This window comes from Citrobacter sp. 506, from assembly GCF_050434985.1.
GTDB lineage: Bacteria > Pseudomonadota > Gammaproteobacteria > Enterobacterales > Enterobacteriaceae > Citrobacter > Citrobacter braakii.
The window spans coordinates 439486-466458 of record NZ_JBNDJN010000003.1; the positions used below are offsets into that span (position 1 = coordinate 439486).

Consider the following 26973-nt stretch of genomic DNA (forward strand, 5'->3'; position numbering starts at 1 on the left):
TTCCAACTTATAATTTTTGACTCCGCATCGCGGGGCGTTTGAGATTTTATTATGCTAATCAAATTATTAACAAAAGTATTCGGTAGCCGTAACGAGCGTACGCTGCGTCGTATGCGTAAAGTGGTCAATGTCATCAATGCAATGGAACCGGAGATGGAAAAACTCTCCGATGATGAACTGAAAGCGAAGACCGCTGAATTCCGCGCCCGTCTGGAAAAAGGCGCCAGCGTTGAAAGCCTGATCCCGGAAGCGTTCGCGGTGGTCCGCGAAGCGAGTAAGCGTGTGTTCGGCATGCGTCATTTCGACGTACAGCTGCTGGGTGGTATGGTGCTTAACGATCGCTGCATCGCGGAAATGCGTACCGGTGAAGGTAAAACCCTGACCGCAACGCTGCCAGCCTACCTCAACGCCTTAAGCGGGAAAGGTGTACACGTGGTAACCGTGAACGACTACCTGGCTCAGCGTGACGCCGAAAATAACCGCCCGCTGTTTGAATTCCTCGGCATGACCGTGGGTATCAACATGTCTGGCCTGCCTGCGCCAGCCAAGCGTGAAGCCTACAATGCCGATATTACTTACGGTACCAACAACGAATACGGCTTTGACTACCTGCGCGACAACATGGCGTTTAGTCCGGAAGAGCGCGTTCAGCGTAAACTGCACTATGCGCTGGTCGATGAAGTCGACTCCATCCTGATCGATGAAGCGCGTACGCCGCTGATCATTTCCGGTCCGGCTGAAGACAGCTCGGAAATGTATAAAAAAGTGAACAAAATCATCCCGCACCTGATTCGTCAGGAGAAGGACGATTCCGACACGTTCCAGGGGGAAGGCCACTTCTCTGTTGATGAGAAAGCGCGCCAGGTCAACCTCACCGAACGTGGTCTGGTACTGATTGAAGAGCTGTTGGTTAACGAAGGCATTATGGATGAGGGCGAGTCGCTGTACTCTCCGGGCAACATTATGCTGATGCACCACGTGACTGCTGCACTGCGCGCGCACGTTCTGTTTACCCGCGACGTTGACTATATCGTGAAAGACGGTGAAGTTATCATCGTCGACGAACACACCGGTCGTACCATGCAGGGCCGCCGCTGGTCCGATGGTCTGCACCAGGCTGTTGAAGCCAAAGAAGGCGTAGATATCCAAAACGAGAACCAGACGCTGGCATCTATTACCTTCCAGAACTACTTCCGTTTGTACGAAAAACTGGCCGGTATGACCGGTACAGCAGACACTGAAGCCTTTGAATTCAGCTCCATCTACAAACTGGATACCGTTGTTGTGCCGACCAACCGCCCGATGATCCGTAAGGATTTACCGGATCTGGTGTACATGACTGAAGCGGAAAAAATTCAGGCGATCATTGAAGATATTAAAGAGCGTACCGCAAATGGCCAGCCGGTGCTGGTTGGTACTATCTCTATTGAAAAATCGGAAGTGGTTTCTAACGAGCTGAACAAGGCGGGTATCAAACACAACGTTCTGAACGCCAAGTTCCACGCCAACGAAGCCGCAATCGTCGCCCAGGCGGGTTATCCGTCCGCCGTGACTATCGCGACAAACATGGCAGGTCGTGGTACCGATATCGTGCTGGGTGGTAGCTGGCAGGCGGAAATTGCCGAGCTGGAAGACCCGACTCCAGAACAAATCGCGCAGATCAAAGCCGAGTGGCAGGTTCGCCATGATGCGGTGTTAGCAGCAGGTGGTTTACATATTATCGGTACCGAGCGTCACGAATCTCGTCGTATAGATAACCAGCTGCGTGGTCGTTCTGGTCGTCAGGGGGATGCGGGGTCTTCTCGTTTCTATCTGTCGATGGAAGATGCGCTGATGCGTATTTTTGCTTCTGACCGCGTGTCCGGCATGATGCGTAAACTGGGCATGAAGCCTGGTGAAGCGATTGAACACCCGTGGGTGACTAAAGCGATTGCAAACGCGCAGCGTAAAGTAGAAAGCCGCAACTTCGATATTCGTAAGCAACTGCTGGAATATGATGACGTTGCCAATGACCAGCGTCGCGCAATCTACACCCAGCGTAACGAACTGCTGGACGTAACTGACGTTAGCGAAACCATTAATAGCATCCGTGAGGATGTCTTCAAAGCGACGATTGATGCCTATATTCCGCCGCAGTCTCTGGAAGAAATGTGGGATATCCCAGGTCTGCAGGAACGTCTGAAAAACGACTTCGATCTGGAAATGCCTATTTCAGAGTGGCTGGATAAAGAGCCTGAGCTGCATGAGGAAACGCTGCGCGAACGTATTCTGGCAAACGCCATCGAAGTTTATCAGCGTAAAGAAGAAGTTGTGGGCGCGGAGATGATGCGTCACTTCGAAAAAGGCGTGATGCTGCAAACTCTCGATTCTCTGTGGAAAGAGCACCTTGCGGCGATGGACTACCTGCGTCAGGGTATCCACCTGCGTGGTTATGCGCAAAAAGATCCGAAGCAGGAATACAAGCGTGAATCCTTCTCTATGTTTGCATCAATGCTGGAATCACTGAAGTACGAAGTGATCAGCACCCTGAGCAAAGTTCAGGTACGTATGCCTGAAGAAGTAGAAGCGATGGAGCAGCAACGTCGTGAAGACGCGGAACGTTTAGCGCAGATGCAGCAGTTGAGCCATAAAGGTGACGATTCTGCTGCGGCAGAAGAGCTGGCAGCACAAACTGGCGATCGTAAAGTGGGTCGTAACGATCCGTGTCCTTGCGGTTCCGGGAAAAAGTACAAACAGTGCCATGGCCGTCTGAGCTAAGAAAGTAACTTACTGAAAAGGCGCAGAATTCTGCGCCTTTTTTATGGACTATAAAGATGAAAATACTGCAGATCGCCGTCGGGATTATTCGCAACCAGCACCATGAAATTTTTATAACCCAGCGTGCGGCTGATGCCCACATGGCAAATAAGCTGGAGTTCCCCGGCGGGAAAATTGAAGCAGGCGAAACGCCGGAGCAGGCGCTGATTCGCGAGTTACAGGAAGAAGTAGGCATTACGCCGTCTCAAAGCTCACTGTTCGAAAAGCTGGAGTACCAGTTTCCGGACCGGCATATCACTCTGTGGTTCTGGCTGGTTGAAAGCTGGGAAGGCGAACCGTGGGGGAAAGAGGGGCAACCGGCGCAGTGGATTGCGCAAGATGCTCTGAATGCAGAAGATTTTCCGCCTGCGAATGCGCCGGTAATTGAAAAGCTGATTGCTGGATAAAGGTGTTCGTAGGCCGGATTAGGCAACCCCACCATCCTGCAAATTAGGGCGGGGTCGCTACGCTTGCCCGCCCTACGTTTTAGCTGAATTACTTCTGCTCTTCACTCCAGTCGTCGTTTTCCGACAGATCACCAGAGCTTGGGATACGTTTCTCTTCTGCGGCCCACTCACCCAGATCGATTAACTGGCAGCGCTTGCTGCAGAATGGGCGAAACGGGCTGACTTCACCCCACACTACGGGTTTGCCGCAGGTTGGGCAGTTGACGATGGTTTGTTCAGACATGTTGACTCCTTAACAGCACGCCAGATCAAAATCGAGACGCTCAGGCACCTGGCCATTCTCGCTATCCAGCGGCATAAAGCGAATAGCAAAGCGGCTCTTATGACCAGAAATTTGCGGATAAAGCTGCGAATCAAGCGGCAGCTGCAAGCGAAGCAGATCGGCATCTTCGCCGTTGTCCTGATAAAAACCATTCAAGCTGGTTTGCTTACGGAATGGCGCAGAGTTGCGAATTAAATCCAGCACCAGCGACAGTGCCTGATTGAGCGGATTCAGACTTGCAAGCCATATTTCAACCTGCGCGTCGCGATGCGACTGCGGTAGATGTAACCAGATATGCAGGGTCGGCAGATCGAAACTGCAGCATCCGCCAGGAATGCTTAAACGCTGACGTACAAGGCCAATTAGACGATCTTCGCGCAGCGTCTGTCCAATGCGCGGAGCCGAAATCAGAATGCTGCCCGCGCTTTTTAACTGCTGGCGCAATGCGTCGATCCTGTTTTGATCGACGCCGGGAACTTCAACCCAGACCTGGAGTTTACGCTGTTGTCTTTCCAGCTCTTTGAGGAGTTCGGTACGGACTTCGCCGCGTTCAAAGACATCCAGTAAGTCTCCGATGTTGCGGAAAAAATGCAGTGCGCCTGCATGGTCCGCTATGGGTACATTAACGGAGAGCTGTTGGATTAAAAACTCAATGCGCAGCCATGTACGCATCTTCTCATTGAGAGGGTGTTCAAAAAGGACCTGGGTGTGCATTACGGTTTTTCCTGTGAGACAAACTGCAACGCGCATTGCAAATAGAGCGCGTGCAGGCGGGCGACATCCGAGGCGATGGCCTCCGGTGCGCCATTATTATCAATAACATCGTCTGCCACGGCCAGACGCGCTTCGCGCGTTGCCTGGGCAGCAAGAATTTGTTCAACATGCTCACGCGTGACGTCATCGCGCTGCATAGTGCGTCTGAGCTGTGTCTCGGGGGTAACATCCACCACGAGTACGCGGTTGGCTTTTTTATACAGCGAATTTTCCACCAGCAAAGGTACAACCCACAACAGATAAGGGGAGGTTGCTTGCTGAAACTGGCGCTGCGTTTCCTGCTGAATAAGCGGATGGAGCAAGGCATTCAGCCAGCTTTTCTCCTCAGGACTGGAAAAAATGCGTTCGCGTAAAATGCGTCGCTGCAACGATCCGTCGGTAGCTATAACTTCGGTACCAAAATGTTCTTCGATCGCCTTAAGGGCTGGGGTACCGGGTTCAACTACCTGGCGCGCAATAATATCTGCATCAATGACGTTTATTCCGAGGTCAGCGAACGCATTTGCAACGGTACTTTTACCACTGCCAATGCCGCCGGTTAAGGCTACCGTATACCTCATAGATGCAGATCCTGGAGTTTAAGTTTGATTATCAAACAGTTAAAAGTTACGCGTGCGACGGCGAGGTTGCTGCAGGATTAACCTACTATTCGCCAGGTAAATTTATGGGATTGTAGCGTAAAAAAAGAGAATTTCGCAGTCTTGCGCGGCATTGATTAGTGCGTATGATAGCGTCACTGGAGTTGTGAGTTTCGATTTTTCGCCATTAACCCCAGGAATCCGCACATGCGTATCGAAGAAGATCTGAAGTTAGGTTTCAAAGACGTTCTTATCCGCCCTAAGCGTTCTACTCTCAAAAGCCGTTCCGATGTTGAGCTGGAACGTCAATTTACCTTTAAGCACTCAGGTCAGACCTGGTCCGGCGTACCGATTATTGCCGCGAACATGGACACTGTCGGGACGTTTGCCATGGCAACGGCGCTGGCATCCTTCGACATCCTGACTGCGGTGCACAAACACTATTCTGTTGAAGACTGGGCTGCTTTCATCGCAGAGAGCTCTGCTGATGTGCTCAAACACGTAATGGTTTCAACCGGCACCTCTGATGCAGATTTCGAAAAAACCAAACAGATTCTGGCGCTCAACCCGGCGCTGAACTTTATCTGCATTGATGTGGCAAATGGCTACTCAGAGCATTTTGTTCAGTTTGTGTCGAAAGCGCGTGAAGCATGGCCGACAAAAACAATTTGTGCGGGCAATGTGGTTACTGGAGAAATGTGTGAAGAGCTGGTACTTTCCGGCGCGGACATTGTTAAAGTCGGCATTGGCCCGGGTTCTGTATGTACCACACGTGTAAAAACCGGCGTTGGCTACCCACAGCTTTCTGCGGTTATTGAATGTGCCGATGCAGCTCACGGTCTGGGCGGCATGATTGTCAGTGACGGCGGCTGCACAATGCCGGGTGACGTGGCAAAAGCGTTCGGCGGTGGCGCGGACTTCGTTATGCTCGGCGGTATGTTGGCCGGTCATGAAGAAAGCGGCGGCAAAATTGTTGAAGAGAACGGTGAGAAATTCATGCTGTTCTACGGCATGAGCTCTGAATCAGCCATGACGCGTCACGTCGGTGGTGTTGCACAATACCGCGCTGCTGAAGGTAAAACCGTTAAGTTGCCTCTGCGTGGCCCGGTTGATAACACTGCACGCGATATCCTTGGCGGCCTGCGTTCTGCCTGTACCTATGTCGGTGCATCTCGCCTGAAAGAACTGACCAAACGTACAACGTTTATTCGTGTACAGGAACAAGAAAACCGCGTTTTCAATAGCCTGTAAGAACAGGTAGGACTATGACATGCCGGATAAGCAGTGCGCCATCCGGCATTTGAATTTATCCCACCCCGCTCATCGCATCTCCTAAATGAAAAATCGGCAAATACATCGCAACGACCAGCGTACCGATTATCAGCCCCGTAATGACCAGTAACGCAGGCTCGAGTAGCGCAGCCAGATTCTCTGCCTGAGACAATGTTTTCTCGCCGTGGTGATGGGCGAGATTACGCAGCATTGTATCCAGCGAGCCGGAAGCCTCACCTGTTCTGACCAACTGTATGCACAATGGGCTGAATTCACCGCAATTTTTTAGCGCTAACCAGACCGGTTTTCCGGCGCTGATGTCGTGATGTACCTGCGCTAAGCGTTGCGACCAGAAAGGGTTGGCCAGCGTTTCAGTGACGCTCTCAAGACCTTGCAGAAAAGGAATACCTGCATTTTGCGTTAACGCCAGAACAGTGAAGATCTGCGTGAGTTTTTGCCCTCTCACCATCGGTCCTATGACCGGGGAGCCGAGCAGCAATTTCTGGCGCAGAGTGAGCCAGTATGGCTGCTGCTTCATCAGGTGATATGCTGCAACCGCTATCAGGCTGAATGCTCCCGCCAGCCATCCCCATTGGCTGCTAAAATGCGCGATGGCAATAATCCACTGAGTGAGTACTGGTAGCGGGGTGTTAAACGTCTGGTAAATGGCGGCAAACTCAGGGAGTACAAACTGCAGCATCGCGAATACCACCATCACTGCCATCGTGATGATGAATATCGGATAGCGCAGGGCTTTTTTAACTTTATCCGCCAGCTGCTGTTGATTCTTCTGCTGGCGGGCGAGTTCAAAGCAGCAGTCGTCCAGCTTACCCGTAAGCTCTCCGGTACGGATCATTGCCTGATAAAGAGGCGGAAAAACGTGTTGCCACTGAGATAGCGAGGTGGAGAGAGAAATACCCTGTTCAATATCGTGAGCCAGCGTGCGCAGTAGCGCTTGCCATTGGCTGCTGGGATGCTGTTCAGCCAGCAAAGCTAAACTTGCCGAGAGTGTTAGCCCTGCTTTCAGCAACGTCGCCAGTTGATGTATGGTTTCAGCGCTTTTTTCACGGCTCCATTGTGAGGCTTTGACACGCATACGATTAATGCGCAGCGGCGTAATATGCCGTTGCTCGAGAGCAAGCATCAATGAGGGGCGGGTATCGGCCCAAAGTACGCCTTCCAGTGGATTACCTTCGTTGCTAATACCTTGCCAGCGCCAAAGCAGTTTAGCTGACATGGGGCATGCCCAGTACGCGTACCAACTCTTCAAATGTTGTTAACCCTTGTTCGACGGCCTTGCAACCATTTTCGAAAAGCGTGCTCATCCCCAGTTGCTGAGCATTCGATTCCACTCCGTCTACGGACGTACCGTTGGCGATGCTCTGGCGCAATGCAGGTGTAACGGGGAGAACTTCAAACAATGCCGTACGGCCATAAAATCCGTGATAGCAATGTTGGCAGCCCGGAGCCTGCCAACGAGGCAGTGGCGTAGGCCAGATCGCTTCCGGGAGCATGATCGGCGTTTCCAGACGTTGTCGGCAATGGGGACACAATTTTCTCACCAACCGCTGCGCAATAACGAGCGTCAGCGCGGAGGCGATCATCCAGCGTGCAACCCCCATTTGCTGCAAGCGTATTAGTGTTTCTGTGGTGGAATTGGTATGCAGTGTTGATAGAACCAGATGACCGGTTTGTGCGGCTTTAAGGGCTATTTCAGCCGTTTCGCCATCACGGATTTCACCCACCATGATAATGTCGGGATCCTGGCGCAGCAGCGCGCGCAATACTCCCTGAAAAGTGAGACCGGCACGTGGATGAATTTGTGTTTGGTTAAGACCTGCGATCGGGATCTCGACTGGATCTTCCACGCTACAGAGGTTAACGTCCGGAGTGTTTCGGGTCTGCAGCGCACTGTACAGCGTGACCGTTTTACCGCTTCCGGTCGGTCCGGTGACCAGAATCAGCCCCTGAGGCTGCTGCAACGCTTGTGAAAATGCTGCCAGCTGCGCGTCCTGCATTCCCAGCGCGGTGATTTCCAGCGCTTGATCGACCTGATGCAGTAGCCGTAGCACCACTTTTTCGCCAAAGCGACAGGGCAGGGTGGCGATGCGAAACGAGACCGGCTCTCCTGAAATCTCAACGGTAAACTGGCCGTCTTGCGCAAGTCGGTGCTCGGCAATATCCAGACTGCCTAAAACTTTTAGTCTGGCAGTGATGGCGATACCCATCTCGGTCGTGACGTCCGGTAAAGCATGCAGTACGCCATCTACACGTAATCTGATGCGATAGTGATTTTCCGCTGGCTCAAAATGAATATCAGAAGCCCGTTGCACCAGAGCGGATTGAAACGTCTGATTCAGCAAATCTGCTGCGCTGGCGCTGCTTTTCGTGACCACTGCCGGGAGCATTTTCTGTGGCGTATGCGTGTGGCCTTCCATTTGTTGACGCGTCCAGCAGACAATGTCGATACGTCGGGTGGTGGCAAAATGCAGTGCGTCCAGCAATTCGTGGGACGGAGCGTCCACGACGGCGATGTGCACCACTTCATTGTCTGCATCCAGTAATATTCCCTGATGACGTTGGCACAGCGCCGTAAGTTGGGTGGTATTCATCTCTTTTCCTTAATTAATATCGAAACGGAAAACATCTTCACAGGCCTGTTGCAATGCGCTGTCATTCTGGATAACGCAGTTACGGCTCCAGCCGGTAATACCGTTGGCATTGTCCCAACCCGGCGTCATGGTGATGCTTAACCCGTTCAGGCTTTCTTGTCCGCTGAGGCTGACCACCCCTTTTTCAACGCTCATGGCGGAGACATAACGGGTGGTGGCTGGAGAAGGGATGCCATTCGTTCCGGCATCACAGGTTGTTGTTCCGCCATGCTCCAGCGCACAGAGCTCAACCGCCGTGCGATAGGGAACAAAGGTTTGCAGCATGTCTGTTAACGCAGCTTTGCGCAGATAGTTTTGATAAGCCGGAATACCGATGGCGCTAAGGATGGCAATAATGCCAATGACCACCATGAGTTCGATAAGTGTGAAGCCTCGTTGCTTGTCCATCGTTCGCTCCTTGAGTTAGCTGGCGCTACTTTGGCAAACGCTCGGGGTCACGGCGAGAGGCAAAAAACAGAACGGGAAGGCGGGTTCCGAGGATTTTTATGAAATTACAGAGTCAGACAACGTAGTTGCGAAGAGGCTCGAAGAAACAGCCGTATGGCGGCGTAAACGCTTTATCCGGCCGATAGAAAAAACCGACGTGATGGGCCCGATAAGTGAAAGTACTATCGGGCTACACCATCAGTAATTAGCGAAAACGCATAGAGAGATCGAGCGCGCGAACATGCTTGGTCAGCGCGCCAACAGAGATGAAATCCACGCCGGTTTCAGCAAATTCGCGCAGAGTTTCATGAGTGACGTTACCCGACACTTCCAGACGCGCCTGGCCGTTGGTGCGTTTTACCGCTTCCCGCATTTGGTCAGTTTCGAAGTTATCGAGCATGATGATGTCGGCCCCTGCTTTCAGCGCGTCGTCCAGTTCATCCAGGCTTTCTACTTCGACTTCAACCGGCACATCCGGGTGCAGCCAGAAGGCTTTTTCAACGGCCTGACGTACCGAACCTGAAGCAATAATGTGGTTTTCTTTAATCAGGAAAGCGTCAGAAAGGCCCAGACGATGATTTGCGCCGCCGCCGCATAATACGGCGTATTTCAGCGCGGTACGTAGCCCCGGCAGAGTTTTACGTGTATCCAGTAGTTGGGTTTTTGTTCCCGCCAGCAGGTCGACATATTTACGCACCTCGCTCGCCACACCCGAAAGCGTCTGTACAAAATTAAGCGCGGTACGTTCGCCGGTTAGCAGCACGCGGGAAGGGCCGTCCAGTTCAAATAGCGGCTGATTGGCCTTAATGCTGTCGCCATCTTCGACATGCCAGGTGATGTTGACATCATCGCCAGCCAGTTGAATAAAGACCTCTTCCACCCAACGTTTTCCACAAAAAACGCCATCTTCGCGGGTGATCACGGTGGCGTGGGAGCGCATCTCCGCGGGTAAAAGCTGTGCGGTGATATCGTTATTGGCATCAACTTCTCCGCCTAAATCTTCACGCAGCGCCTGAGCTACAGCGGCAGGGATATCCAGATTTATGCGTTCCAACAGCGCGTCACGTCGGTAGTCAGGGTTATAGCGGCGAGGCGGCATGATAAAACTCCAAATTGCTAACGAATCATAAGGTGGAAACATGCTACCCTGAACCTGATATGAGCACCACCAATAAGGAGATTCTGCATGTTGTTAGACGAGGGCTGGCTGGCAGAGGCGCGACGCGTTCCCTCTCCTCATTACGATTGCCGCCCGGATGACGAAAACCCTTCTCTGCTGGTGGTGCATAATATCAGCCTGCCGCCCGGCGAGTTTGGCGGCCCGTGGATCGATGCGCTGTTTACGGGCACGATTGATCCCAATGCCCATCCTTATTTTGCCGGGATCGCCCATTTGCGCGTTTCGGCACATTGTTTAATTCGCCGTGACGGTGAAATCGTGCAGTATGTCCCCTTTGATAAACGCGCCTGGCATGCTGGCGTGTCCAACTATCAAGGCCGCGAACGCTGTAATGATTTCTCAATTGGTATTGAGCTGGAAGGGACGGATACGCTGGCCTATACCGATGCGCAGTATCAGCAACTGGCAGCCGTGACGAATGCCCTGATTACGCGTTATCCGGCCATTGCCAACAACATGACAGGACATTGCAATATTGCGCCCGAGCGTAAGACCGATCCCGGGCCCTCTTTTGACTGGGCAAGGTTTCGCGCCCTGGTCACCCCCTCGTCGCACAAGGAGATGACATGACGCTGTTTACAACATTACTGGTGTTGATTGTTGAACGCCTGTTTAAGCTGGGTGAGCACTGGCAGCTTGATCACCGGGTTGAAGCTTTTTTCCGCCGGGTGAAGCATTTTTCGATGATGCGTACGGTAGGCATGGCCCTTATTGCGATGGGGGTGACGTTCCTGCTGCTGCGCGCACTTCAAGGCCTGTTGTTTAACGTGCCTTTGCTGGTGGCGTGGATCTTAATTGGTTTGCTGTGCATCGGCGCTGGCAAGACGCGTCTTCATTATCATGCATATCTGAACGCGGCTGCTCGCGATGACGCTCACGCCCGTGAAGCGATGGCCAGCGAGCTGACCCTGATTCATGGGATTCCGCCTGAGTGCGATGAGCGTGAGTTCTTGCGCGAACTGCAGAACGCGCTGTTATGGAACAACTTTCGCTTTTATCTTGCGCCGTTATTCTGGCTGATTGTCGGTGGCCCGTGGGGACCGGTGACGCTGGTGGGTTATGCCTTTCTACGTGCCTGGCAGTCCTGGCTGGCGCGCTATCAGACGCCGCACCAGCGTTTGCAATCAGGTATCGATGCGATCCTGCATGTGCTGGACTGGATCCCGGTGCGCCTGGCGGGTGTCGTCTATGCGCTGCTGGGGCACGGCGAGAAGGCGTTGCCTGCCTGGTTTGCGTCGCTGGCGGATCTGCATACTTCGCAATATCAGGTGCTTACTCGCCTTGCACAGTTTTCTTTGGCGCGTGAACCACATACCGATAAAGTCGCAACGCCAAAAGCCGCGGTTTCGATGGCGAAGAAGACCTCGTTTGTGGTGGTGGTGGTCATTGCCGTGCTGACCATTTATGGAACATTAATTTAAGCCATTATTATTGGTGGATGGCGTTGCGCTTATCCGTCGAGGAAAAAAGATTGGCCCGGTCACTTTGTGCTTGCGGGCCAATCTTTCAAAACGTATCAGCAGGTGGGATGCCAAAATCTGGCATCCCGTTTTTGTTCCAGCGCACCAGCTTCAGACGAGTGTGGCGGTTTGGGTCGTACAGCGGATCGCCCTCGATTTCAGTGTAATTTCTCGCGTGGTACACCAGCACATCTTCACCTTCCGGCGTTTGCGTAAAGCTGTTGTGCCCCGGCCCGTATTGGCGGTTTTCGTAGCTGGTGGTAAAGACCGGGCGCGGCGATTTGTGCCAGTTCTGCGGGTTGAGCGGATCGGCATTGAGATCAATCCACAATAATCCCATACAGTAGTTCTCATCGGTGGCGCTGGCGGAATAGCTGATAAACAGCTTATCGCCGTGAACCATGACGGCCGGGCCTTCGTTGACCCAAAAACCCCGGCATTCCCAGTCATACTCTGGATGACTGAGCATTACCGGCTCGCCTTTAATCGTCCATGGATTTTCCAGTTCGGCGAGATAGATATTGGAGTTTCCGGCGATATCGGGGGATTTCTGCGCCCACAGATACCACTGTTTTCCCTGATGGTTAAAGGTGGTGGCATCGAGCGCGAAGGTATCAAACTGCGTTTTAATCTGCCCTTTCACTGTCCATTGGCCAGTCAGCGGATCGGCGTCTGCACATTCGAGCGCAAACATACGGTGCTGGAACATCCCCTGCTTGTCGAGCGCCTGTGTGTGGGCGGCGGCAAAATAGATGTACCACTTGCCTGCCAGATGATGGATCTCAGGCGCCCAGATCAGCTGGCTCATGGGGCCGTTTTCTGGTTTGCGCCAGACGACAACCGGGACGGCGGTGCGTAACCCTTCCAGCGAGTCCGCTTGGCGGATCTCCAGACGATCGTATTCGGGCACTGAAGCAATGAAATAGTAGTGGCTACCGTCACGTAAAATAAACGGGTCGGCACGCTGTTCAATAAAGGGGTTTGGCCACTGATTCATTAGGCTTTCCTTACGTTTTCAGTCGTTTTTATATCGTGGTACTCATTCAGTTCACGGTAGTTGGCGCGGCGCTTTTCTAAATCTGTCTGGATTTGTTGCATAAACTCGCGGTCAACTTTCAGCAGACGAACTACGCCTGCGGTAATCAGGTAGCCTACACCCGGTATGATGGTAAACAGCAGCATAATACCGTTAATGGCGGAGTCGCTTTGCGCTTTCGCCCCTGCGTCGTAGCCATACCAGGAGAGCAGGAAACCAACCATCGCTCCGGCAATCGCCAGGCCCAGTTTCAGGAAGAACAGGTTGCCGGAGAAGCTGATTCCGGTGATACGTTTACCGGTTTTCCACTCGCCGTAATCATCGACATCCGCCATCAGCGACCAGTGCAGTGGGGATGGGATCTGATGCAGAATGTTGAGCAGGAAGTAAAGCACCATAATCATCATGGTGGCTTTAGGATCGAAGAAGTAAAACGCGCCGGAGAAAATCGCCAGGATGATATTGGTCCAGAAGAAGACTTTCAGTTTGCACCAGCGATCGGTTAACACCTTCGCCAGCATGCTGCCGATCATCATGCCCACAACGCCAAGGCTGATAAACAGCGTTGCGAACTGCGTGCTTTGCTGCATAACCCAGGTTACGTAGTACATGGTGGCAGCCATGCGAATAAAGCCCGGACAGACGTTGCACAGGGTTAACAGCAGGATTTTTACCCACTGATCGTTCTTCCATACGTCTTTCAGGTCGGCTTTTAAATCGTCGTTAGTCGGGACGGCAGGACGTACGCGCTCACGGACGGTTGCAAAGCAAAACAGGAACATACACATGCCGATGAAGGCCAGCACTGCCATCGCCATCTGATAGCCTTTAGCTTTATCTTCCCCGCCAAACCAGTCCGCCATTGGCAGCAAGGTGAGGGAGAGCAGCAGGGTTGCAATTCCTACCAACACAAAGCGATATGACTGGCAGGCGACACGTTCCTTTGGATCGTTAGTGATGACGCTGCCGAGCGAGCAGTAAGGGATGTTGATCGCCGTATAGGTGATAGAGAGCAGGAAGTAGGTGACGAACGCATAGATTACTTTGCTGTTATATGTCCACTCAGGGGTGGTAAACATGAGTACGCTAAATAATGCGTATGGGAAAGCCATCCACAAAAGCCATGGACGAAATCGACCATATTTGCTGCGGGTGCGGTCGGCCATCGCGCCCATAATAGGGTCGGTAACGGCATCTATAACGCGTACTGAGAGCAGTAACACGCCGACCAGGGCCGGGGCCAGGCCAAAAATATCTGTGTAAAAATAGTTAACAAACAACATGATGGCGCCAAAGATGATGTTGCATCCGGCGTCGCCCATTCCATAGCCGATCTTTTCTTTCACCGTGAGCTTACTGGTTTCCATCAACTGCACTCCATTAATAAGATATGGAGATAATTATTGTCTGGTAGAGGTGTTTTTGCGTTGCAGGATAACGCCAGTGATATGGACGAAACAGTCGTGAGTGGGAAAGTGTGAGGCAGGTAACAACCCCCACCTGATGCCGGTGGGGGAGGGAGAATTAATGTGCTTTAGCTACTTTGGCGGTTTTCTGTTTGCACAAATAGCCGATGCCAAGAATGGCAATCCATACCGGGATTAAGTACACCGAAATCGCCATGCCCGGCGTCATCAGCATAATCACCAGCACTGCAGCCATGAAAATCAGACATACCCAGTTACCAAGCGGATAGAGCAGCGCCGGGAAACGGGTGGTAACGCCTTGCTGCTGTTTGGCTTTGCGGAACTTCATGTGCGCCAGGCTAATCATTGCCCAGTTGATCACCAGTGCGGAAACCACCAGCGCCATCAGCAGGCCAAAGGCGGATTCCGGTGCCAGATAGTTGATCAGTACACACAGAGCCGTAACCAGCGCGGAGACCAGAATGGTGTTCACCGGTACGCCGCGTTTGTCGACGTTCATCAGCGCTTTTGGCGCGTTGCCCTGCTGTGCCAGACCGAACAGCATACGGCTGTTGCAGTATACGCAGCTGTTATAGACAGAAAGGGCAGCGGTCAGCACTACGATGTTCAGAGCATTGGCAACAAAGGTGTCGCCCAGCTCGTGGAAAATAAGGACAAACGGGCTGGTATCAGCCGTGACGCGCGTCCACGGCATCAGGGAAAGCAGAACAGCCAGCGAACCTACATAGAAAATCAGGATACGGTAGATAACCTGGTTGGTTGCTTTGGGAATGCTTTGCTCCGGGTTATCGGCTTCTGCTGCGGTGATCCCGACCAGCTCCAGCCCACCGAAAGAGAACATAATAATAGCCATCATCATCACCAGACCGGTGAAGCCGTGCGGCAGGAAGCCCCCCTGGCTCCACAGGTTACTGACGCTGGCCTGCGGGCCGCCGTTGCCGCTAAACAACAACCAGCCGCCGAACAGAATCATCGCAACCACGGCAATGACTTTAATAATGGCGAACCAGAACTCCATTTCCCCAAACACTTTCACGTTGGTCAGGTTGATGGCGTTGATCAGCACGAAGAAGGCTGCAGCAGAAACCCAGGTGGGGATCTCCGGATACCAGAACTGGATGTATTTACCTACGGCAGTCAGTTCAGCCATGGCAACCAGGACGTACAGTACCCAATAGTTCCAGCCAGAAGAGAAACCCGCGAAACCGCCCCAGTATTTATAAGCAAAGTGGCTAAAGGAGCCTGCAACCGGCTCTTCAACCACCATTTCACCTAACTGACGCATAATCAAAAAGGCGATAAAGCCGGCAATTGCGTAACCCAGAATAATACCCGGTCCTGCAGACTGGATAACAGATGCGCTACCGAGGAATAACCCGGTACCAATCGCGCCACCCAGCGCGATTAGCTGTATATGGCGGTTCTTAAGACCGCGCTTGAGCTGATCGCCATGCTGTTGACTTTCCATCATTAAACCTCGTGTGTGGTTTTACTCTTCATATTTCGAGTACTTATTTTTTGAACTACGCAGCAATGCGTGTGTAAGTTTGCAATTCCGTTTGTTGTATTTATTTGTTTACAGATGCTTTAGATAAAATGTTGCCTCAATGCTTTTGTCTTGATCAGAATAATGATATGCGAGCGCGAATGCACCTGCTTTATGCGGGCAAGATGACGAGTTGAATAAAAAGAAACCATTTGTAAATGCGAGTTTATCTACCACAAAATTTCCATTTTGAATTTTTATTCACTAATTGTGGCTAATGTGTCGATAAATAATCAGGTGAATCGGTTCAGATGAGATATTTTTTCGTTTCAATTCCGTTAAAACTACCCCGTGGTGGGTAAATTTAACATTTGTGCATAGTTACATGTTTGAAACGTTATTTCTGTAATGTTGTTAAAATATGCCCCCTTTACTGATTTCAATCAAAACCTGTATGGACAGAAGGTGAATACTTTGTTACTTTAGCGTCAAGAACATGAAATTGGTAAGACCAATTGACTCCGGGCAAATGGCTTAAGACAGGAAATCATGGCCTACAGCAAAATCCGCCAACCAAAACTCTCCGATGTGATTGAGCAGCAGCTGGAGTTTTTAATTCTTGAGGGGACACTTCGCCCCGGAGAAAAACTCCCACCGGAACGCGAGCTGGCAAAACAGTTCGACGTCTCCCGCCCCTCCTTACGCGAGGCGATCCAACGCCTTGAAGCGAAGGGGTTACTGCTTCGTCGTCAGGGCGGTGGCACTTTTGTTCAGAGCAGCCTGTGGCAGAGCTTTAGCGACCCACTGGTAGAGCTGCTCTCCGACCATCCTGAATCCCAGTTTGACCTGCTTGAGACGCGCCATGCGCTGGAAGGTATTGCAGCCTATTACGCTGCACTGCGCAGCACGGATGAAGACAAAACGCGTATCCGTGAACTCCACCATGCGATCGAGCTTGCTCAACAGTCCGGCGATCTTGACGGCGAATCTGACGCGGTACTCCAGTATCAAATTGCTGTCACCGAAGCGGCACATAATGTGGTGCTGCTCCATTTGCTAAGGTGTATGGAGCCGATGCTGGCCCAGAACGTTCGGCAAAACTTCGAATTGCTGTATGCGCGTCGCGAGATGCTGCCGCTGGTGAGCAGTCACCGTACCCGCATCTTTGAAGCAATTATCGCCGGGAAGCCTGAAGAAGCGCGTGAAGCGTCTCACCGTCACCTGGCGTTTATCGAAGAGATTCTGCTGGACAGGAGCCGTGAGGAAAGCCGTCGTGAACGCGCCTTACGCCGTCTGGAGCAACGAAAGAATTAGTGATTTTTCTGGCAGAACGTTAACCAGAAGATGTTGTAAATCAAGCGCTATCGAAAGGCGCGGCAACTAAACGCAGAACCTGTCTTATTACGCTCTCTGGTGAGAACGTAATGGGACAGGTTCCAGATAACTCAACGTATTAGATAGATAAGGAATACCCCCATGTCAGAACGTTTCCCAAATGACGTGGATCCGATCGAAACTCGCGACTGGCTACAGGCGATCGAATCGGTCATCCGTGAAGAAGGTGTTGAGCGTGCTCAGTATCTGATCGACCAACTGCTTTCAGAAGCTCGCAAAGGCGGCGTGAAAGTAGCGGCAGGTGCTGGGGCCAGCAATTATGTAAACACTATTGCCGTTGAAGATGAACCGGAATACCCGGGCAATCTGGAGCTGGAGCGTCGTATTCGTTCTGCTATCCGCTGGAACGCCATCATGACCGTACTGCGCGCGTCTAAAAAGGACCTCGAGCTGGGTGGCCACATGGCATCCTTCCAGTCCTCCGCAACGGTGTATGATGTTTGCTTCAACCACTTCTTCCGTGCACGCAACGAGCAGGATGGCGGCGATCTGGTTTACTTCCAGGGCCACATCTCTCCGGGCATCTACGCTCGCGCATTCCTGGAAGGTCGTCTGACTGAAGAGCAGATGAACAACTTCCGTCAGGAAGTACATGGCAAAGGCCTGTCTTCCTACCCGCACCCGAAACTGATGCCGGAATTCTGGCAGTTCCCGACCGTATCTATGGGTCTGGGCCCAATCGGTGCAATCTATCAGGCTAAATTCCTGAAATATCTGGAACACCGTGGCCTGAAAGATACCTCTAAACAAACCGTTTACGCCTTCCTGGGCGACGGCGAAATGGATGAGCCAGAATCTAAGGGTGCTATCACCATCGCGACCCGTGAGAAACTGGACAACCTGGTCTTTGTTATCAACTGTAACCTGCAGCGTCTTGACGGTCCGGTCACCGGTAACGGCAAGATTGTTAACGAACTGGAAGGCATCTTCGCGGGCGCTGGCTGGAACGTTATCAAAGTCATGTGGGGCGGTCGTTGGGATGAGCTGCTGCGTAAAGATACCAGCGGTAAACTGATCCAACTGATGAACGAAACCGTTGACGGCGACTACCAGACCTTTAAATCCAAAGATGGCGCATACGTACGTGAGCACTTCTTCGGTAAATACCCGGAAACCGCAGCCCTGGTTGCTGACTGGACTGACGAGCAGATTTGGGCTCTGAACCGTGGTGGCCACGATCCGAAGAAAGTCTACGCTGCACTGAAGAAAGCGCAGGAAACCAAAGGCAAAGCAACTGTAATCCTGGCCCATACCATCAAAGGTTACGGCATGGGTGACACCGCCGAAGGTAAAAACATCGCTCACCAGGTTAAGAAAATGAACATGGACGGCGTGCGTTATATCCGCGACCGTTTCAACGTTCCTGTGACCGATGAGCAGGTTGAAAACCTGTCTTACATCACCTTCCCGGAAGGTTCTGAAGAGCACACTTATCTGCACGCTCAGCGTCAGAAACTGCACGGCTATCTGCCTGCTCGTCAGCCGAACTTCACCGAGAAGCTGGAACTGCCTGCTCTGGAAGACTTCGGTGCACTGCTGGAAGAGCAGAACAAAGAAATCTCCACCACTATCGCTTTCGTTCGTGCCCTGAACGTGATGCTGAAGAACAAGTCGATCAAAGATCGTCTGGTTCCGATCATCGCTGACGAAGCGCGTACTTTCGGTATGGAAGGTCTGTTCCGTCAGATCGGTATCTACAGCCCGAACGGTCAGCAGTACACCCCGCAGGACCGTGAGCAGGTTGCTTACTATAAAGAAGACGAGAAAGGTCAGATCCTGCAGGAAGGCATCAACGAACTGGGTGCTGGCGCATCCTGGCTGGCTGCTGCGACCTCCTACAGCACCAACGATCTGCCGATGATTCCGTTCTACATCTACTACTCCATGTTCGGGTTCCAGCGTATCGGTGACCTGTGCTGGCAGGCAGGCGACCAACAGGCTCGCGGCTTCCTGGTAGGGGGAACTTCTGGTCGTACGACGCTGAACGGCGAAGGTCTGCAGCACGAAGATGGTCACAGCCATATTCAGTCTCTGACTATCCCGAACTGTATCTCTTACGATCCGTCTTACGCGTACGAAGTTGCGGTCATCATGCACGATGGTCTGGAGCGTATGTACGGTGAGAAACAAGAGAACGTTTATTACTACATCACCACGCTGAACGAAAACTACCACATGCCGGCAATGCCAGCAGGTGCCGAGGAAGGTATCCGTAAAGGTATCTACAAACTCGAAACCCTCGAAGGTAAGAAAGGTAAAGTTCAGCTGCTGGGCTCCGGTTCTATCCTGCGTCACGTGCGTGAAGCAGCACAGATCCTGGCGAACGACTACGGTGTAGGTTCTGACGTTTACAGCGTAACCTCCTTCACTGAACTGGCGCGTGATGGCCAGGATTGTGAACGCTGGAACATGCTGCACCCGATGGAAACTCCGCGCGTTCCGTACATCGCTCAGGTGATGAACGACGCTCCGGCAGTGGCATCTACTGACTATATGAAACTGTTTGCCGAACAGGTTCGTACTTATGTACCGGCTGATGATTATCGCGTACTGGGTACTGACGGCTTCGGTCGCTCTGACAGCCGTGAAAACCTGCGTCACCACTTCGAAGTTGATGCTTCTTATGTGGTTGTAGCGGCCCTAGGCGAACTGGCTAAACGTGGCGAAATCGATAAGAAAGTGGTTGCTGACGCAATCATCAAATTCAACATCGATGCAGATAAAGTTAACCCGCGTCTGGCGTAAGAGGTAAAAGAATAATGGCTATCGAAATCAATGTACCGGACATCGGGGCTGATGAAGTTGAAATCACCGAGATCCTGGTCAAAGTAGGCGACAAAGTTGAAGCTGAACAGTCGCTGATCACCGTAGAAGGCGACAAAGCCTCTATGGAAGTTCCGTCTCCTCAGGCAGGTATCGTTAAAGAGATCAAAGTCTCTGTTGGCGACAAAACTGAGACCGGCAAACTGATCATGATTTTCGATTCCGCCGATGGTGCAGCAGCCGCTGCACCTGCTCCGGCAGAAGAGAAGAAAGAAGCAGCTCCGGCAGCAGCACCTGCTGCGGCAGCGGCGAAAGAAGTACACGTACCGGACATCGGCGGTGACGAAGTCGAAGTTACCGAGGTTATGGTTAAAGTGGGCGACACCGTTGCGGCTGAACAGTCTCTGATCACCGTTGAAGGCGATAAAGCGTCGATGGAAGTTCCGGCGCCGTTCGCGGGCACCGTTAAAGAGATCAAAATCAACACGGGCGACAAAGTGTCTACCGGTTCTCTGATTATGGTCTTCGAAGTTGCAGGCGCAGCGCCTGCTGCAGCACCGGCTCAGGCGGCAGCTCCAGCAGCAGCGGCGGCTCCGGCAGCTTCTGGCTCGAAAGAGGTTAACGTTCCGGATATCGGCGGTGACGAAGTTGAAGTCACTGAAGTGATGGTTAAAGTGGGCGATAAAATTGCCGCTGAGCAGTCACTGATTACCGTTGAAGGCGATAAAGCGTCGATGGAAGTTCCGGCACCGTTCGCGGGCACCGTGAAGGAAATCAAAATCAGCACCGGTGACAAAGTCAAAACCGGTTCTCTGATTATGATCTTCGAAGTTGAAGGCGCAGCACCTGCTCCTGCTGCCGCGGCTGCTCCAGCCTCTGCAGCTGCACCGGCTCAGGCTGCTAAACCAGCCGCAGCTCCGGCCGCGAAAGCGGAAGGTAAATCTGAGTTCGCTGAGAACGACGCTTACGTTCATGCAACGCCGCTGATTCGTCGCCTGGCGCGCGAGTTCGGTGTAAACCTGGCGAAAGTGAAAGGTTCTGGCCGTAAAGGTCGTATCCTGCGTGAAGACGTTCAGGCTTACGTGAAAGACGCTATCAAGCGTGCTGAAGCTGCTCCGGCAGCAGCAGGCGGCGGTATTCCGGGCATGCTGCCTTGGCCGAAAGTGGACTTCAGCAAGTTTGGTGAAATCGAAGAAGTGGAACTGGGTCGTATCCAGAAAATCTCTGGTGCTAACCTGAGCCGTAACTGGGTGATGATCCCGCACGTTACTCACTTCGACAAGACCGATATCACCGATCTGGAAGCGTTCCGTAAACAGCAGAACGCCGAAGCTGAAAAACGTAAACTGGATGTGAAATTCACGCCAGTGGTCTTCATCATGAAAGCCGTTGCCGCCGCTCTGGAACAGATGCCACGCTTCAACAGCTCTCTGTCTGAAGACGGTCAGCGTCTGACCCTGAAAAAATACATCAACATCGGTGTTGCGGTAGATACGCCGAATGGTCTGGTTGTTCCGGTCTTCAAAGACGTGAACAAGAAGAGCATTACCGAGCTGTCTCGTGAACTGACCACCATCTCCAAGAAAGCGCGTGATGGCAAGCTGACCGCTGGCGAAATGCAGGGCGGTTGCTTCACCATCTCCAGCATCGGTGGCCTGGGTACGACCCACTTCGCGCCGATTGTGAACGCGCCGGAAGTGGCTATCCTCGGTGTCTCCAAGTCCTCTATGGAGCCAGTGTGGAACGGTAAAGAGTTTATGCCGCGTCTGATGATGCCGATTTCGCTCTCCTTCGACCACCGCGTAATCGACGGTGCTGATGGTGCGCGCTTTATCACCATCATCAACAACATGCTGTCTGACATTCGCCGCCTGGTGATGTAAGCGAAAAAGCCGGCCCGACGGCCGGCTTTTTTCTGGTAATCTCATGAAGTCAGTGAGGTTATTGTGCGAAAGACAAATCGGTTGCCGTTTGTTGTTTCAAAATTGTTAACAATTTTGTAAAATACGGGCGGATAGAACGACCCGGTGGACGACGGGTATAAATTAAGAGGTCATGATGAGCACTGAAATCAAAACTCAGGTCGTGGTACTTGGGGCAGGCCCTGCAGGTTACTCTGCTGCCTTCCGTTGCGCAGATTTAGGTCTGGAGACCGTCATCGTAGAACGTTACAGCACCCTCGGTGGTGTTTGTCTGAACGTCGGCTGTATCCCTTCTAAAGCGCTGCTGCACGTAGCAAAAGTTATCGAAGAAGCCAAAGCGCTGGCTGAACACGGTATCGTTTTTGGCGAGCCGAAAACCGATATCGACAAGATTCGTACCTGGAAAGAAAAAGTTATCACTCAACTGACCGGCGGTCTGGCGGGTATGGCCAAAGGCCGTAAAGTGAAAGTGGTTAACGGTCTGGGTAAATTTACCGGGGCAAACACCCTGGAAGTTGAAGGTGAAAACGGCAAAACCGTGATCAACTTTGACAACGCGATCATCGCGGCGGGTTCCCGTCCGATCGAACTGCCATTCATTCCGCATGAAGATCCGCGCGTGTGGGATTCCACCGATGCACTGGAACTGAAAACTGTTCCTAAGCGCCTGCTGGTAATGGGCGGCGGTATCATCGGTCTGGAAATGGGTACCGTGTACCATGCGCTGGGTTCAGAGATCGACGTGGTTGAAATGTTTGACCAGGTTATCCCGGCTGCCGATAAAGACGTGGTTAAAGTCTTTACCAAACGCATCAGCAAGAAATTCAACCTGATGCTGGAAACCAAAGTAACCGCCGTTGAAGCGAAAGAAGACGGTATCTACGTTTCCATGGAAGGCAAAAAAGCGCCTGCTGAAGCTCAGCGTTACGATGCAGTGCTGGTGGCTATCGGTCGTGTACCGAACGGCAAAAACCTCGACGCGGGCAAAGCTGGCGTGGAAGTTGATGACCGTGGCTTCATCCGCGTTGACAAACAGCTGCGTACCAACGTGCCGCACATCTTTGCTATCGGCGATATCGTCGGTCAGCCGATGCTGGCGCACAAAGGTGTTCACGAAGGTCACGTTGCCGCTGAAGTTATCGCCGGTAAGAAACACTACTTCGATCCGAAAGTTATCCCATCCATCGCATACACTGAACCAGAAGTTGCATGGGTTGGCCTGACTGAGAAAGAAGCGAAAGAGAAAGGCATCAGCTTTGAGACCGCCACCTTCCCGTGGGCTGCTTCTGGTCGTGCTATCGCTTCCGACTGCGCAGACGGTATGACTAAACTGATTTTCGACAAAGAATCTCACCGTGTTATCGGTGGTGCGATTGTCGGTACCAACGGTGGTGAGCTGCTGGGTGAAATCGGTCTGGCGATCGAAATGGGTTGTGATGCTGAAGACATTGCGCTGACCATCCACGCGCACCCGACTCTGCACGAGTCTGTGGGCCTGGCGGCAGAAGTGTTCGAAGGTAGCATCACCGACCTGCCAAACCCGAAAGCGAAGAAAAAGTAATCTTCCCGCTTTTGTGAAAACGCCTCTTCGGAGGCGTTTTTTTTGCCTGAAAGCTACCAGTTCTGGTAGTCATCTTATTGATATTTCCACTAAAAAAAATTGCGCAACTGCCGATACTTTTTTCGCCATTGTGTGGCTACTGGCCGCGCGGTTAAGAGGCTCTGGATTCTCTATTACACGAAAAAAGGAAATAACATGTCTTTAAAAAAAATCGCGGTTGTTGGCATGGTTGTCGCGACAATGACGCTGACTGGTTGTGGCGCGATGACCACCGCCGTTAAAAAACGTAATCTCGAAGTGAAAACGCAGATGAGTGAAACCATCTGGCTGGAGCCTTCCAGCGAGAAGACCGTCTACATTCAGGTAAAAAACACTTCTGATAAAGACATGAGCAACCTGCAAACCCTGCTGGCAAACGACCTGTCTGCGAAGGGCTATAAAGTGACCAGTTCACCAGACAGCGCTTACTACTGGGTACAGGCGAACGTACTGAAAGCGGACAAAATGGATCTGCGTGAAGCTCAGGGCTTCCTGAAGACCGGCTATGAAGGGGCAGCGGTGGGTGCTGCGTTGGGAGCGGGCATCACCGCCTATAACAGCAACTCCTCCGGCGCGGCGCTGGGCGTTGGCCTGGCGGCGGGGCTGATCGGTATGGCCGCGGATGCCATGGTAGAAGACGTGAACTACACCATGGTCACTGACCTGCAAATCTCTGAGCGCAGCAAAGCGAAAGTGACAACGGATAACGTTGCCGCACTGCGCCAGGGCACGTCCGGTATCAAGCTGCAAACCAGCAGCGCGCAGGGCGATCGCGCAAAATACCAGACCCGCGTCGTGTCTAATGCCAACAAAGTGAACCTGAAGTTCGAAGAAGCGAAACCGGTTCTGGAAGCGCAGCTGGCGAAATCCGTCGCTAACATCCTGTAATCTCTCGTGAGTTGGCCGGAGGGGGGCGCTTCCCCGGCCAAATCACTATTTGACTGGCATTCAGGGCGCTACGGGCTGCCAGTTTTTATCCAGATGATATGCGGTTAACGCCTCGGCTTTCTGCTGTGCATCAGCGCCGAGATCTGCCTGATAGACTTTATCATCACCGTTAATCATAAAACTCATAACGCCAGTGTGATCGTAGCTGACGGGCCAGGCAACCATCGCAAAGCCGCTGGTTTTATCGGGAAGGATACGGAAACGATAGCCGTGATAGCCCGTGCCAGGCTCTTGCGGACTAAAGGCCGGGCCAAGCGGGCTTGGCGCTTCGCCGGGCGAAACAGGCCAGTACAGACCATCTTTTTTCCCTTCAGAACTGACAATCTTTTGCGCGTATTTTTGGTTCATCGCAAAGTAGCTTTGCTGAGCATCTACATAGGCGTGTAATGCTTCAATAGCCGCAAGTTCGTTGCGCCCAATCTCACGGGTCAGGATCTCTTCAGCCGCTTCCTTGATATCAAATTGCCAGCCGGAAGCGGTTTTAACAACCGGGATCGGCAGTTGCCAGTCGCTGTCCCCGACCACCAGGTGCGCGCTATTGCCGTCGATGACGGTATTATGGCGGACCTTCCAGTCGCGCAGGAAGCGATCAACCGCATCAGGATCGACGCCTTCCGGTGGCAGAAACTCGCGCCAGTTTTCCCCGAGCAGGTTGTTCATCGCGCTTTCATTCTGCTCGCTTATCGCAGTTGCCAGGGCATCGGTCGCCTGGTCTGGTGTGCTGAAGGATTGCTGTGCCATCGCGGTGGTCGAAACCATGAATAACACCATTCCACTGAGTAGTTTATTTTTCATGTCGCTTCCCTTAACGATGACGGAATTCACGGTGTTCAGCACGGTCGCCGGATAGCTGGCGAGATGGCTGATTGCGGGCGACCTGCCTGCTTTGAGCCCCTCGCTGCTGCTGCGCCTGCCAACTGGCGGAGCGACTGTCGTTGCCGCTCAGCGCATTGGCCCGCGGCTGGCTGGTCCGTTGTTGAAGATTGCGCTGCTGCACGTTGCGTTGCTGCGCTGGTTGCGTGACCCGTTTCTCTTGTCGCTGAGTGGCGGCCTGGCGATGTTCATGTTGCTGAGTGTTTGCCCGTTTTGCCGTTTGCGGTTTGCTATCGTAACCACGGTAGTTATTACGCTGGGAAATTTGCTTTAGCTGTTGGCTGGATGCCTGACGCTGGGCGTCTTTCGTTCCCGTACGCGCCGTCTGGGGGAAGGTTTTCCCCGTTGATTTTTCCATCTGGCTCAACGCTGCCTGACGCTGGCTATCACGGTTGACCGGTCTTTGCTGGGTTGAGCTTAGGCCCGTAGCCGTGTTAGTGGAGTGGAAGCGGTTATTGAGCTGGCTATTAGGGTACGGAACCCCTTCGCGATAGGCCGGGTTGTGCTGCCAGGTACGGTTGGCATCCGTCAGACGCTGTCCACTGATTTTATTGAAGTTATCTACGTTGATATTGATGTTGTTATCACCGTTGCGGTTATAGCCGCCATGGTTATCCCAGTCATCGTTATGATGGTGATCCCAGTCATCGTCGTCATCCCAGTCAATATTGCTGAAGATGGCATAAGTTGTGGCGACGCCGAGGCTGAAGCCTAAACCGTTAACGAAGCTGTTGCCAAACTGCTCGCCGGGCGTTGGCGGTAGATAGGTTGGCGGATAGGCGGTGTTCGGCCAGGTACCGTAAACCGTATTTGGGTTATAGGTGGGAACGTAAACTACCTGCGGGTCGGCGGATTCAATTTTTATTACCGTTGGGCTTGCTGAGGCGGCGGTCGTGGCTGTTGTGGTCGTTGACTCGCTGGTGACAGTTTTAGTCGGTGCTGCTTTGGCCACGGTGGTAACGGTCTGCTGCGGTGTTGATTGTAACGCTCCGGTCTGTTGCGCCAGCGCACGCAGGCGTTGAACGGAATCCATAACCTCTTTCGGCTGCGCAAGGAATGCATCGCCCAGGCTCTGTACCCACGGCGGATTTTCACCCATCAGCGACATCAGCTGTGGAAACGCCACCAGCGATTTTACGCTGGGATCCCAGGGTTGGCTGGCAACGGCCTGAATGGCGGCATCACCCTGCATTTTGGGATTGTCTTTTGACCACTGCGCGGCCTGGATGACGTTCGCCGGGTAGGTTGAGGCCATCAAAATTTGCGACAGCAGTGAATCCGGATAGAGCGCGATAGGCGCAACCCACTGATCGATTTGTGCCGATGTGTACGTAGGGGCTGCGGTGGGCGCTGGTTGATCGGCCGGGGCAGGGGCCGCTACGGGAGCTGGAGCCGGTGCGGACGGTTGCTGTGCGACGGGGGCTGGAGCTACTGGCTCCGTTGCGCGACTTTTAACGAACATCACGCCAGAGGCGGCAAACAGCCCGGCACTGCACAGAAGGACAAGCAGATGTGGCTTAAAGGGCAACTTCATAAAATGACTCCAACGAGACAAGCGCTGTGCCGTGAGGCGTTCTGTTGCCGCGAGTATTATTCACCCGTGTTAGATAGTTTTGACTTTTATTGGGGATTCACC

The 26973-nt window shown here is 52.7% G+C and carries 22 protein-coding genes; 10 read left to right on the forward strand and 12 right to left on the reverse strand.

Features of this window, described 5'->3' with window-relative positions:
* Nucleotides 1–51: 51 nt before the first annotated feature.
* Both secA and mutT read left to right on the forward strand, forming a co-directional pair.
* Nucleotides 52–2757: a preprotein translocase subunit SecA gene (gene secA, locus ABIE10_RS15025; RefSeq protein ID WP_016151702.1), complete on the forward strand. Its 2706-nt coding sequence runs from the start codon at nt 52–54 to the stop codon at nt 2755–2757.
* Between the two features lie 56 nt (nt 2758–2813).
* A complete protein-coding gene (gene mutT, locus ABIE10_RS15030; protein ID WP_429156189.1) occupies nt 2814–3203 on the forward strand; it encodes an 8-oxo-dGTP diphosphatase MutT in 390 nt (129 codons plus the stop codon).
* A gap of 88 nt (nt 3204–3291) precedes the next feature.
* Here the strand turns inward: mutT and yacG are convergent, their stop codons facing one another.
* From yacG to coaE, 3 genes are read right to left on the reverse strand one after another with little or no spacing between them, the layout of a single operon-like run.
* Nucleotides 3292–3486 (reverse strand): DNA gyrase inhibitor YacG, encoded by a 195-nt coding sequence (yacG, locus tag ABIE10_RS15035; protein WP_016151704.1) that lies wholly within the window; start codon nt 3484–3486, stop codon nt 3292–3294.
* 9 nt (nt 3487–3495) lie between these two features.
* On the reverse strand, nt 3496–4239 hold the full coding sequence (gene zapD / locus ABIE10_RS15040) for a cell division protein ZapD (protein WP_429156191.1): 744 nt from the start codon (nt 4237–4239) through the stop codon (nt 3496–3498).
* Nucleotides 4239–4859, reverse strand: a complete 621-nt coding sequence (coaE, locus tag ABIE10_RS15045; protein ID WP_046275369.1) for a dephospho-CoA kinase — start codon at nt 4857–4859, stop codon at nt 4239–4241. The genes zapD and coaE overlap by 1 nt, the downstream gene beginning before the upstream one ends.
* 225 nt (nt 4860–5084) lie before the next feature.
* Here coaE and ABIE10_RS15050 point away from each other — a divergent pair, with 225 nt between their 5' ends.
* Nucleotides 5085–6128 (forward strand): GMP reductase, encoded by a 1044-nt coding sequence (locus ABIE10_RS15050; RefSeq protein ID WP_003829510.1) that lies wholly within the window; start codon nt 5085–5087, stop codon nt 6126–6128.
* A gap of 55 nt (nt 6129–6183) precedes the next feature.
* On the opposite strand, the gene hofC is transcribed toward ABIE10_RS15050, so the two are convergent.
* The 4 genes from hofC to nadC form a co-directional block, all read right to left on the reverse strand.
* Nucleotides 6184–7386, reverse strand: coding sequence for a protein transport protein HofC (gene hofC, locus ABIE10_RS15055; protein ID WP_429156194.1), 1203 nt, complete (start codon nt 7384–7386; stop codon nt 6184–6186).
* Nucleotides 7376–8761, reverse strand: coding sequence for a type II secretion system protein GspE (gene gspE, locus ABIE10_RS15060; protein ID WP_049269183.1), 1386 nt, complete (start codon nt 8759–8761; stop codon nt 7376–7378). The genes hofC and gspE overlap by 11 nt, the downstream gene beginning before the upstream one ends.
* Before the next feature lie 9 nt (nt 8762–8770).
* Complete coding sequence (ppdD, locus tag ABIE10_RS15065) at nt 8771–9208, reverse strand: prepilin peptidase-dependent pilin (protein WP_016151710.1); 438 nt, start codon at nt 9206–9208, stop codon at nt 8771–8773.
* 244 nt (nt 9209–9452) lie between these two features.
* Entirely contained in the window at nt 9453–10346 is an 894-nt protein-coding gene (gene nadC, locus ABIE10_RS15070; RefSeq protein WP_016151711.1) for a carboxylating nicotinate-nucleotide diphosphorylase, read from the reverse strand.
* Nucleotides 10347–10433: 87 nt separating this feature from the next.
* Between nadC and ampD the strand changes: the two genes are divergently transcribed.
* Nucleotides 10434–10997, forward strand: coding sequence for a 1,6-anhydro-N-acetylmuramyl-L-alanine amidase AmpD (ampD, locus tag ABIE10_RS15075; RefSeq protein WP_016151712.1), 564 nt, complete (start codon nt 10434–10436; stop codon nt 10995–10997).
* Nucleotides 10994–11848: a beta-lactamase regulator AmpE gene (gene ampE / locus ABIE10_RS15080; RefSeq protein WP_016155697.1), complete on the forward strand. Its 855-nt coding sequence runs from the start codon at nt 10994–10996 to the stop codon at nt 11846–11848. The genes ampD and ampE overlap by 4 nt, the downstream gene beginning before the upstream one ends.
* A gap of 85 nt (nt 11849–11933) precedes the next feature.
* On the opposite strand, the gene ABIE10_RS15085 is transcribed toward ampE, so the two are convergent.
* The 3 genes from ABIE10_RS15085 to aroP all read right to left on the reverse strand — a co-directional run bounded on the left by ABIE10_RS15085 (nt 11934) and on the right by aroP (nt 15821).
* Nucleotides 11934–12884 carry a glycoside hydrolase family 43 protein gene (locus ABIE10_RS15085; protein ID WP_429156197.1) on the reverse strand — a complete coding sequence of 317 codons (951 nt, stop codon included), beginning with the start codon at nt 12882–12884 and terminating at the stop codon, nt 11934–11936.
* A complete protein-coding gene (locus tag ABIE10_RS15090; protein ID WP_016151715.1) occupies nt 12884–14290 on the reverse strand; it encodes a glycoside-pentoside-hexuronide (GPH):cation symporter in 1407 nt (468 codons plus the stop codon). The genes ABIE10_RS15085 and ABIE10_RS15090 overlap by 1 nt, the downstream gene beginning before the upstream one ends.
* Nucleotides 14291–14447: 157 nt before the next feature.
* Nucleotides 14448–15821 carry an aromatic amino acid transporter AroP gene (gene aroP / locus ABIE10_RS15095; RefSeq protein WP_087121850.1) on the reverse strand — a complete coding sequence of 458 codons (1374 nt, stop codon included), beginning with the start codon at nt 15819–15821 and terminating at the stop codon, nt 14448–14450.
* Nucleotides 15822–16385: 564 nt separating this feature from the next.
* Here aroP and pdhR point away from each other — a divergent pair.
* The 5 genes from pdhR to traT all read left to right on the forward strand — a co-directional run bounded on the left by pdhR (nt 16386) and on the right by traT (nt 24404).
* Nucleotides 16386–17150, forward strand: a complete 765-nt coding sequence (pdhR, locus tag ABIE10_RS15100; RefSeq protein WP_003018699.1) for a pyruvate dehydrogenase complex transcriptional repressor PdhR — start codon at nt 16386–16388, stop codon at nt 17148–17150.
* Nucleotides 17151–17312: 162 nt separating this feature from the next.
* Nucleotides 17313–19976, forward strand: a complete 2664-nt coding sequence (gene aceE / locus ABIE10_RS15105; protein ID WP_016151717.1) for a pyruvate dehydrogenase (acetyl-transferring), homodimeric type — start codon at nt 17313–17315, stop codon at nt 19974–19976.
* 14 nt (nt 19977–19990) lie between these two features.
* Nucleotides 19991–21877: a pyruvate dehydrogenase complex dihydrolipoyllysine-residue acetyltransferase gene (aceF, locus tag ABIE10_RS15110; RefSeq protein WP_200046652.1), complete on the forward strand. Its 1887-nt coding sequence runs from the start codon at nt 19991–19993 to the stop codon at nt 21875–21877.
* Nucleotides 21878–22052: 175 nt separating this feature from the next.
* Nucleotides 22053–23477, forward strand: a complete 1425-nt coding sequence (gene lpdA / locus ABIE10_RS15115) for a dihydrolipoyl dehydrogenase (protein ID WP_016155701.1) — start codon at nt 22053–22055, stop codon at nt 23475–23477.
* A 195-nt stretch (nt 23478–23672) separates the two neighbouring features.
* On the forward strand, nt 23673–24404 hold the full coding sequence (gene traT, locus ABIE10_RS15120; protein ID WP_043018444.1) for a conjugal transfer complement resistance protein TraT: 732 nt from the start codon (nt 23673–23675) through the stop codon (nt 24402–24404).
* A 60-nt stretch (nt 24405–24464) separates the two neighbouring features.
* On the opposite strand, the gene ABIE10_RS15125 is transcribed toward traT, so the two are convergent.
* Nucleotides 24465–25259 (reverse strand): DUF2950 family protein, encoded by a 795-nt coding sequence (locus tag ABIE10_RS15125; protein WP_047499851.1) that lies wholly within the window; start codon nt 25257–25259, stop codon nt 24465–24467.
* 10 nt (nt 25260–25269) lie between these two features.
* Nucleotides 25270–26871 carry a DUF3300 domain-containing protein gene (locus ABIE10_RS15130; protein ID WP_429156202.1) on the reverse strand — a complete coding sequence of 534 codons (1602 nt, stop codon included), beginning with the start codon at nt 26869–26871 and terminating at the stop codon, nt 25270–25272.
* Nucleotides 26872–26973: the final 102 nt, after the last annotated feature.

Excerpts from the sequence above, each read along its gene's own strand:
- ppdD (WP_016151710.1), bottom strand. The coding sequence starts at position 9,208 with ATGGACAAGCAACGAGGCTTCACACTTATCGAACTCATGGTGGTCATT.
- gspE (WP_049269183.1), bottom strand. The coding sequence starts at position 8,761 with ATGAATACCACCCAACTTACGGCGCTGTGCCAACGTCATCAGGGAATA.
- ABIE10_RS15090 (WP_016151715.1), bottom strand. The coding sequence starts at position 14,290 with ATGGAAACCAGTAAGCTCACGGTGAAAGAAAAGATCGGCTATGGAATG.
- aceF (WP_200046652.1), top strand. The coding sequence starts at position 19,991 with ATGGCTATCGAAATCAATGTACCGGACATCGGGGCTGATGAAGTTGAA.
- ABIE10_RS15130 (WP_429156202.1), bottom strand. The coding sequence starts at position 26,871 with ATGAAGTTGCCCTTTAAGCCACATCTGCTTGTCCTTCTGTGCAGTGCC.
- pdhR (WP_003018699.1), top strand. The coding sequence starts at position 16,386 with ATGGCCTACAGCAAAATCCGCCAACCAAAACTCTCCGATGTGATTGAG.
- nadC (WP_016151711.1), bottom strand. The coding sequence starts at position 10,346 with ATGCCGCCTCGCCGCTATAACCCTGACTACCGACGTGACGCGCTGTTG.
- secA (WP_016151702.1), top strand. The coding sequence starts at position 52 with ATGCTAATCAAATTATTAACAAAAGTATTCGGTAGCCGTAACGAGCGT.
- ampD (WP_016151712.1), top strand. The coding sequence starts at position 10,434 with ATGTTGTTAGACGAGGGCTGGCTGGCAGAGGCGCGACGCGTTCCCTCT.
- ABIE10_RS15085 (WP_429156197.1), bottom strand. The coding sequence starts at position 12,884 with ATGAATCAGTGGCCAAACCCCTTTATTGAACAGCGTGCCGACCCGTTT.
- coaE (WP_046275369.1), bottom strand. The coding sequence starts at position 4,859 with ATGAGGTATACGGTAGCCTTAACCGGCGGCATTGGCAGTGGTAAAAGT.
- ABIE10_RS15125 (WP_047499851.1), bottom strand. The coding sequence starts at position 25,259 with ATGAAAAATAAACTACTCAGTGGAATGGTGTTATTCATGGTTTCGACC.
- zapD (WP_429156191.1), bottom strand. The coding sequence starts at position 4,239 with ATGCACACCCAGGTCCTTTTTGAACACCCTCTCAATGAGAAGATGCGT.
- hofC (WP_429156194.1), bottom strand. The coding sequence starts at position 7,386 with ATGTCAGCTAAACTGCTTTGGCGCTGGCAAGGTATTAGCAACGAAGGT.
- mutT (WP_429156189.1), top strand. The coding sequence starts at position 2,814 with ATGAAAATACTGCAGATCGCCGTCGGGATTATTCGCAACCAGCACCAT.
- yacG (WP_016151704.1), bottom strand. The coding sequence starts at position 3,486 with ATGTCTGAACAAACCATCGTCAACTGCCCAACCTGCGGCAAACCCGTA.
- lpdA (WP_016155701.1), top strand. The coding sequence starts at position 22,053 with ATGAGCACTGAAATCAAAACTCAGGTCGTGGTACTTGGGGCAGGCCCT.
- aceE (WP_016151717.1), top strand. The coding sequence starts at position 17,313 with ATGTCAGAACGTTTCCCAAATGACGTGGATCCGATCGAAACTCGCGAC.
- aroP (WP_087121850.1), bottom strand. The coding sequence starts at position 15,821 with ATGATGGAAAGTCAACAGCATGGCGATCAGCTCAAGCGCGGTCTTAAG.
- ABIE10_RS15050 (WP_003829510.1), top strand. The coding sequence starts at position 5,085 with ATGCGTATCGAAGAAGATCTGAAGTTAGGTTTCAAAGACGTTCTTATC.
- traT (WP_043018444.1), top strand. The coding sequence starts at position 23,673 with ATGTCTTTAAAAAAAATCGCGGTTGTTGGCATGGTTGTCGCGACAATG.
- ampE (WP_016155697.1), top strand. The coding sequence starts at position 10,994 with ATGACGCTGTTTACAACATTACTGGTGTTGATTGTTGAACGCCTGTTT.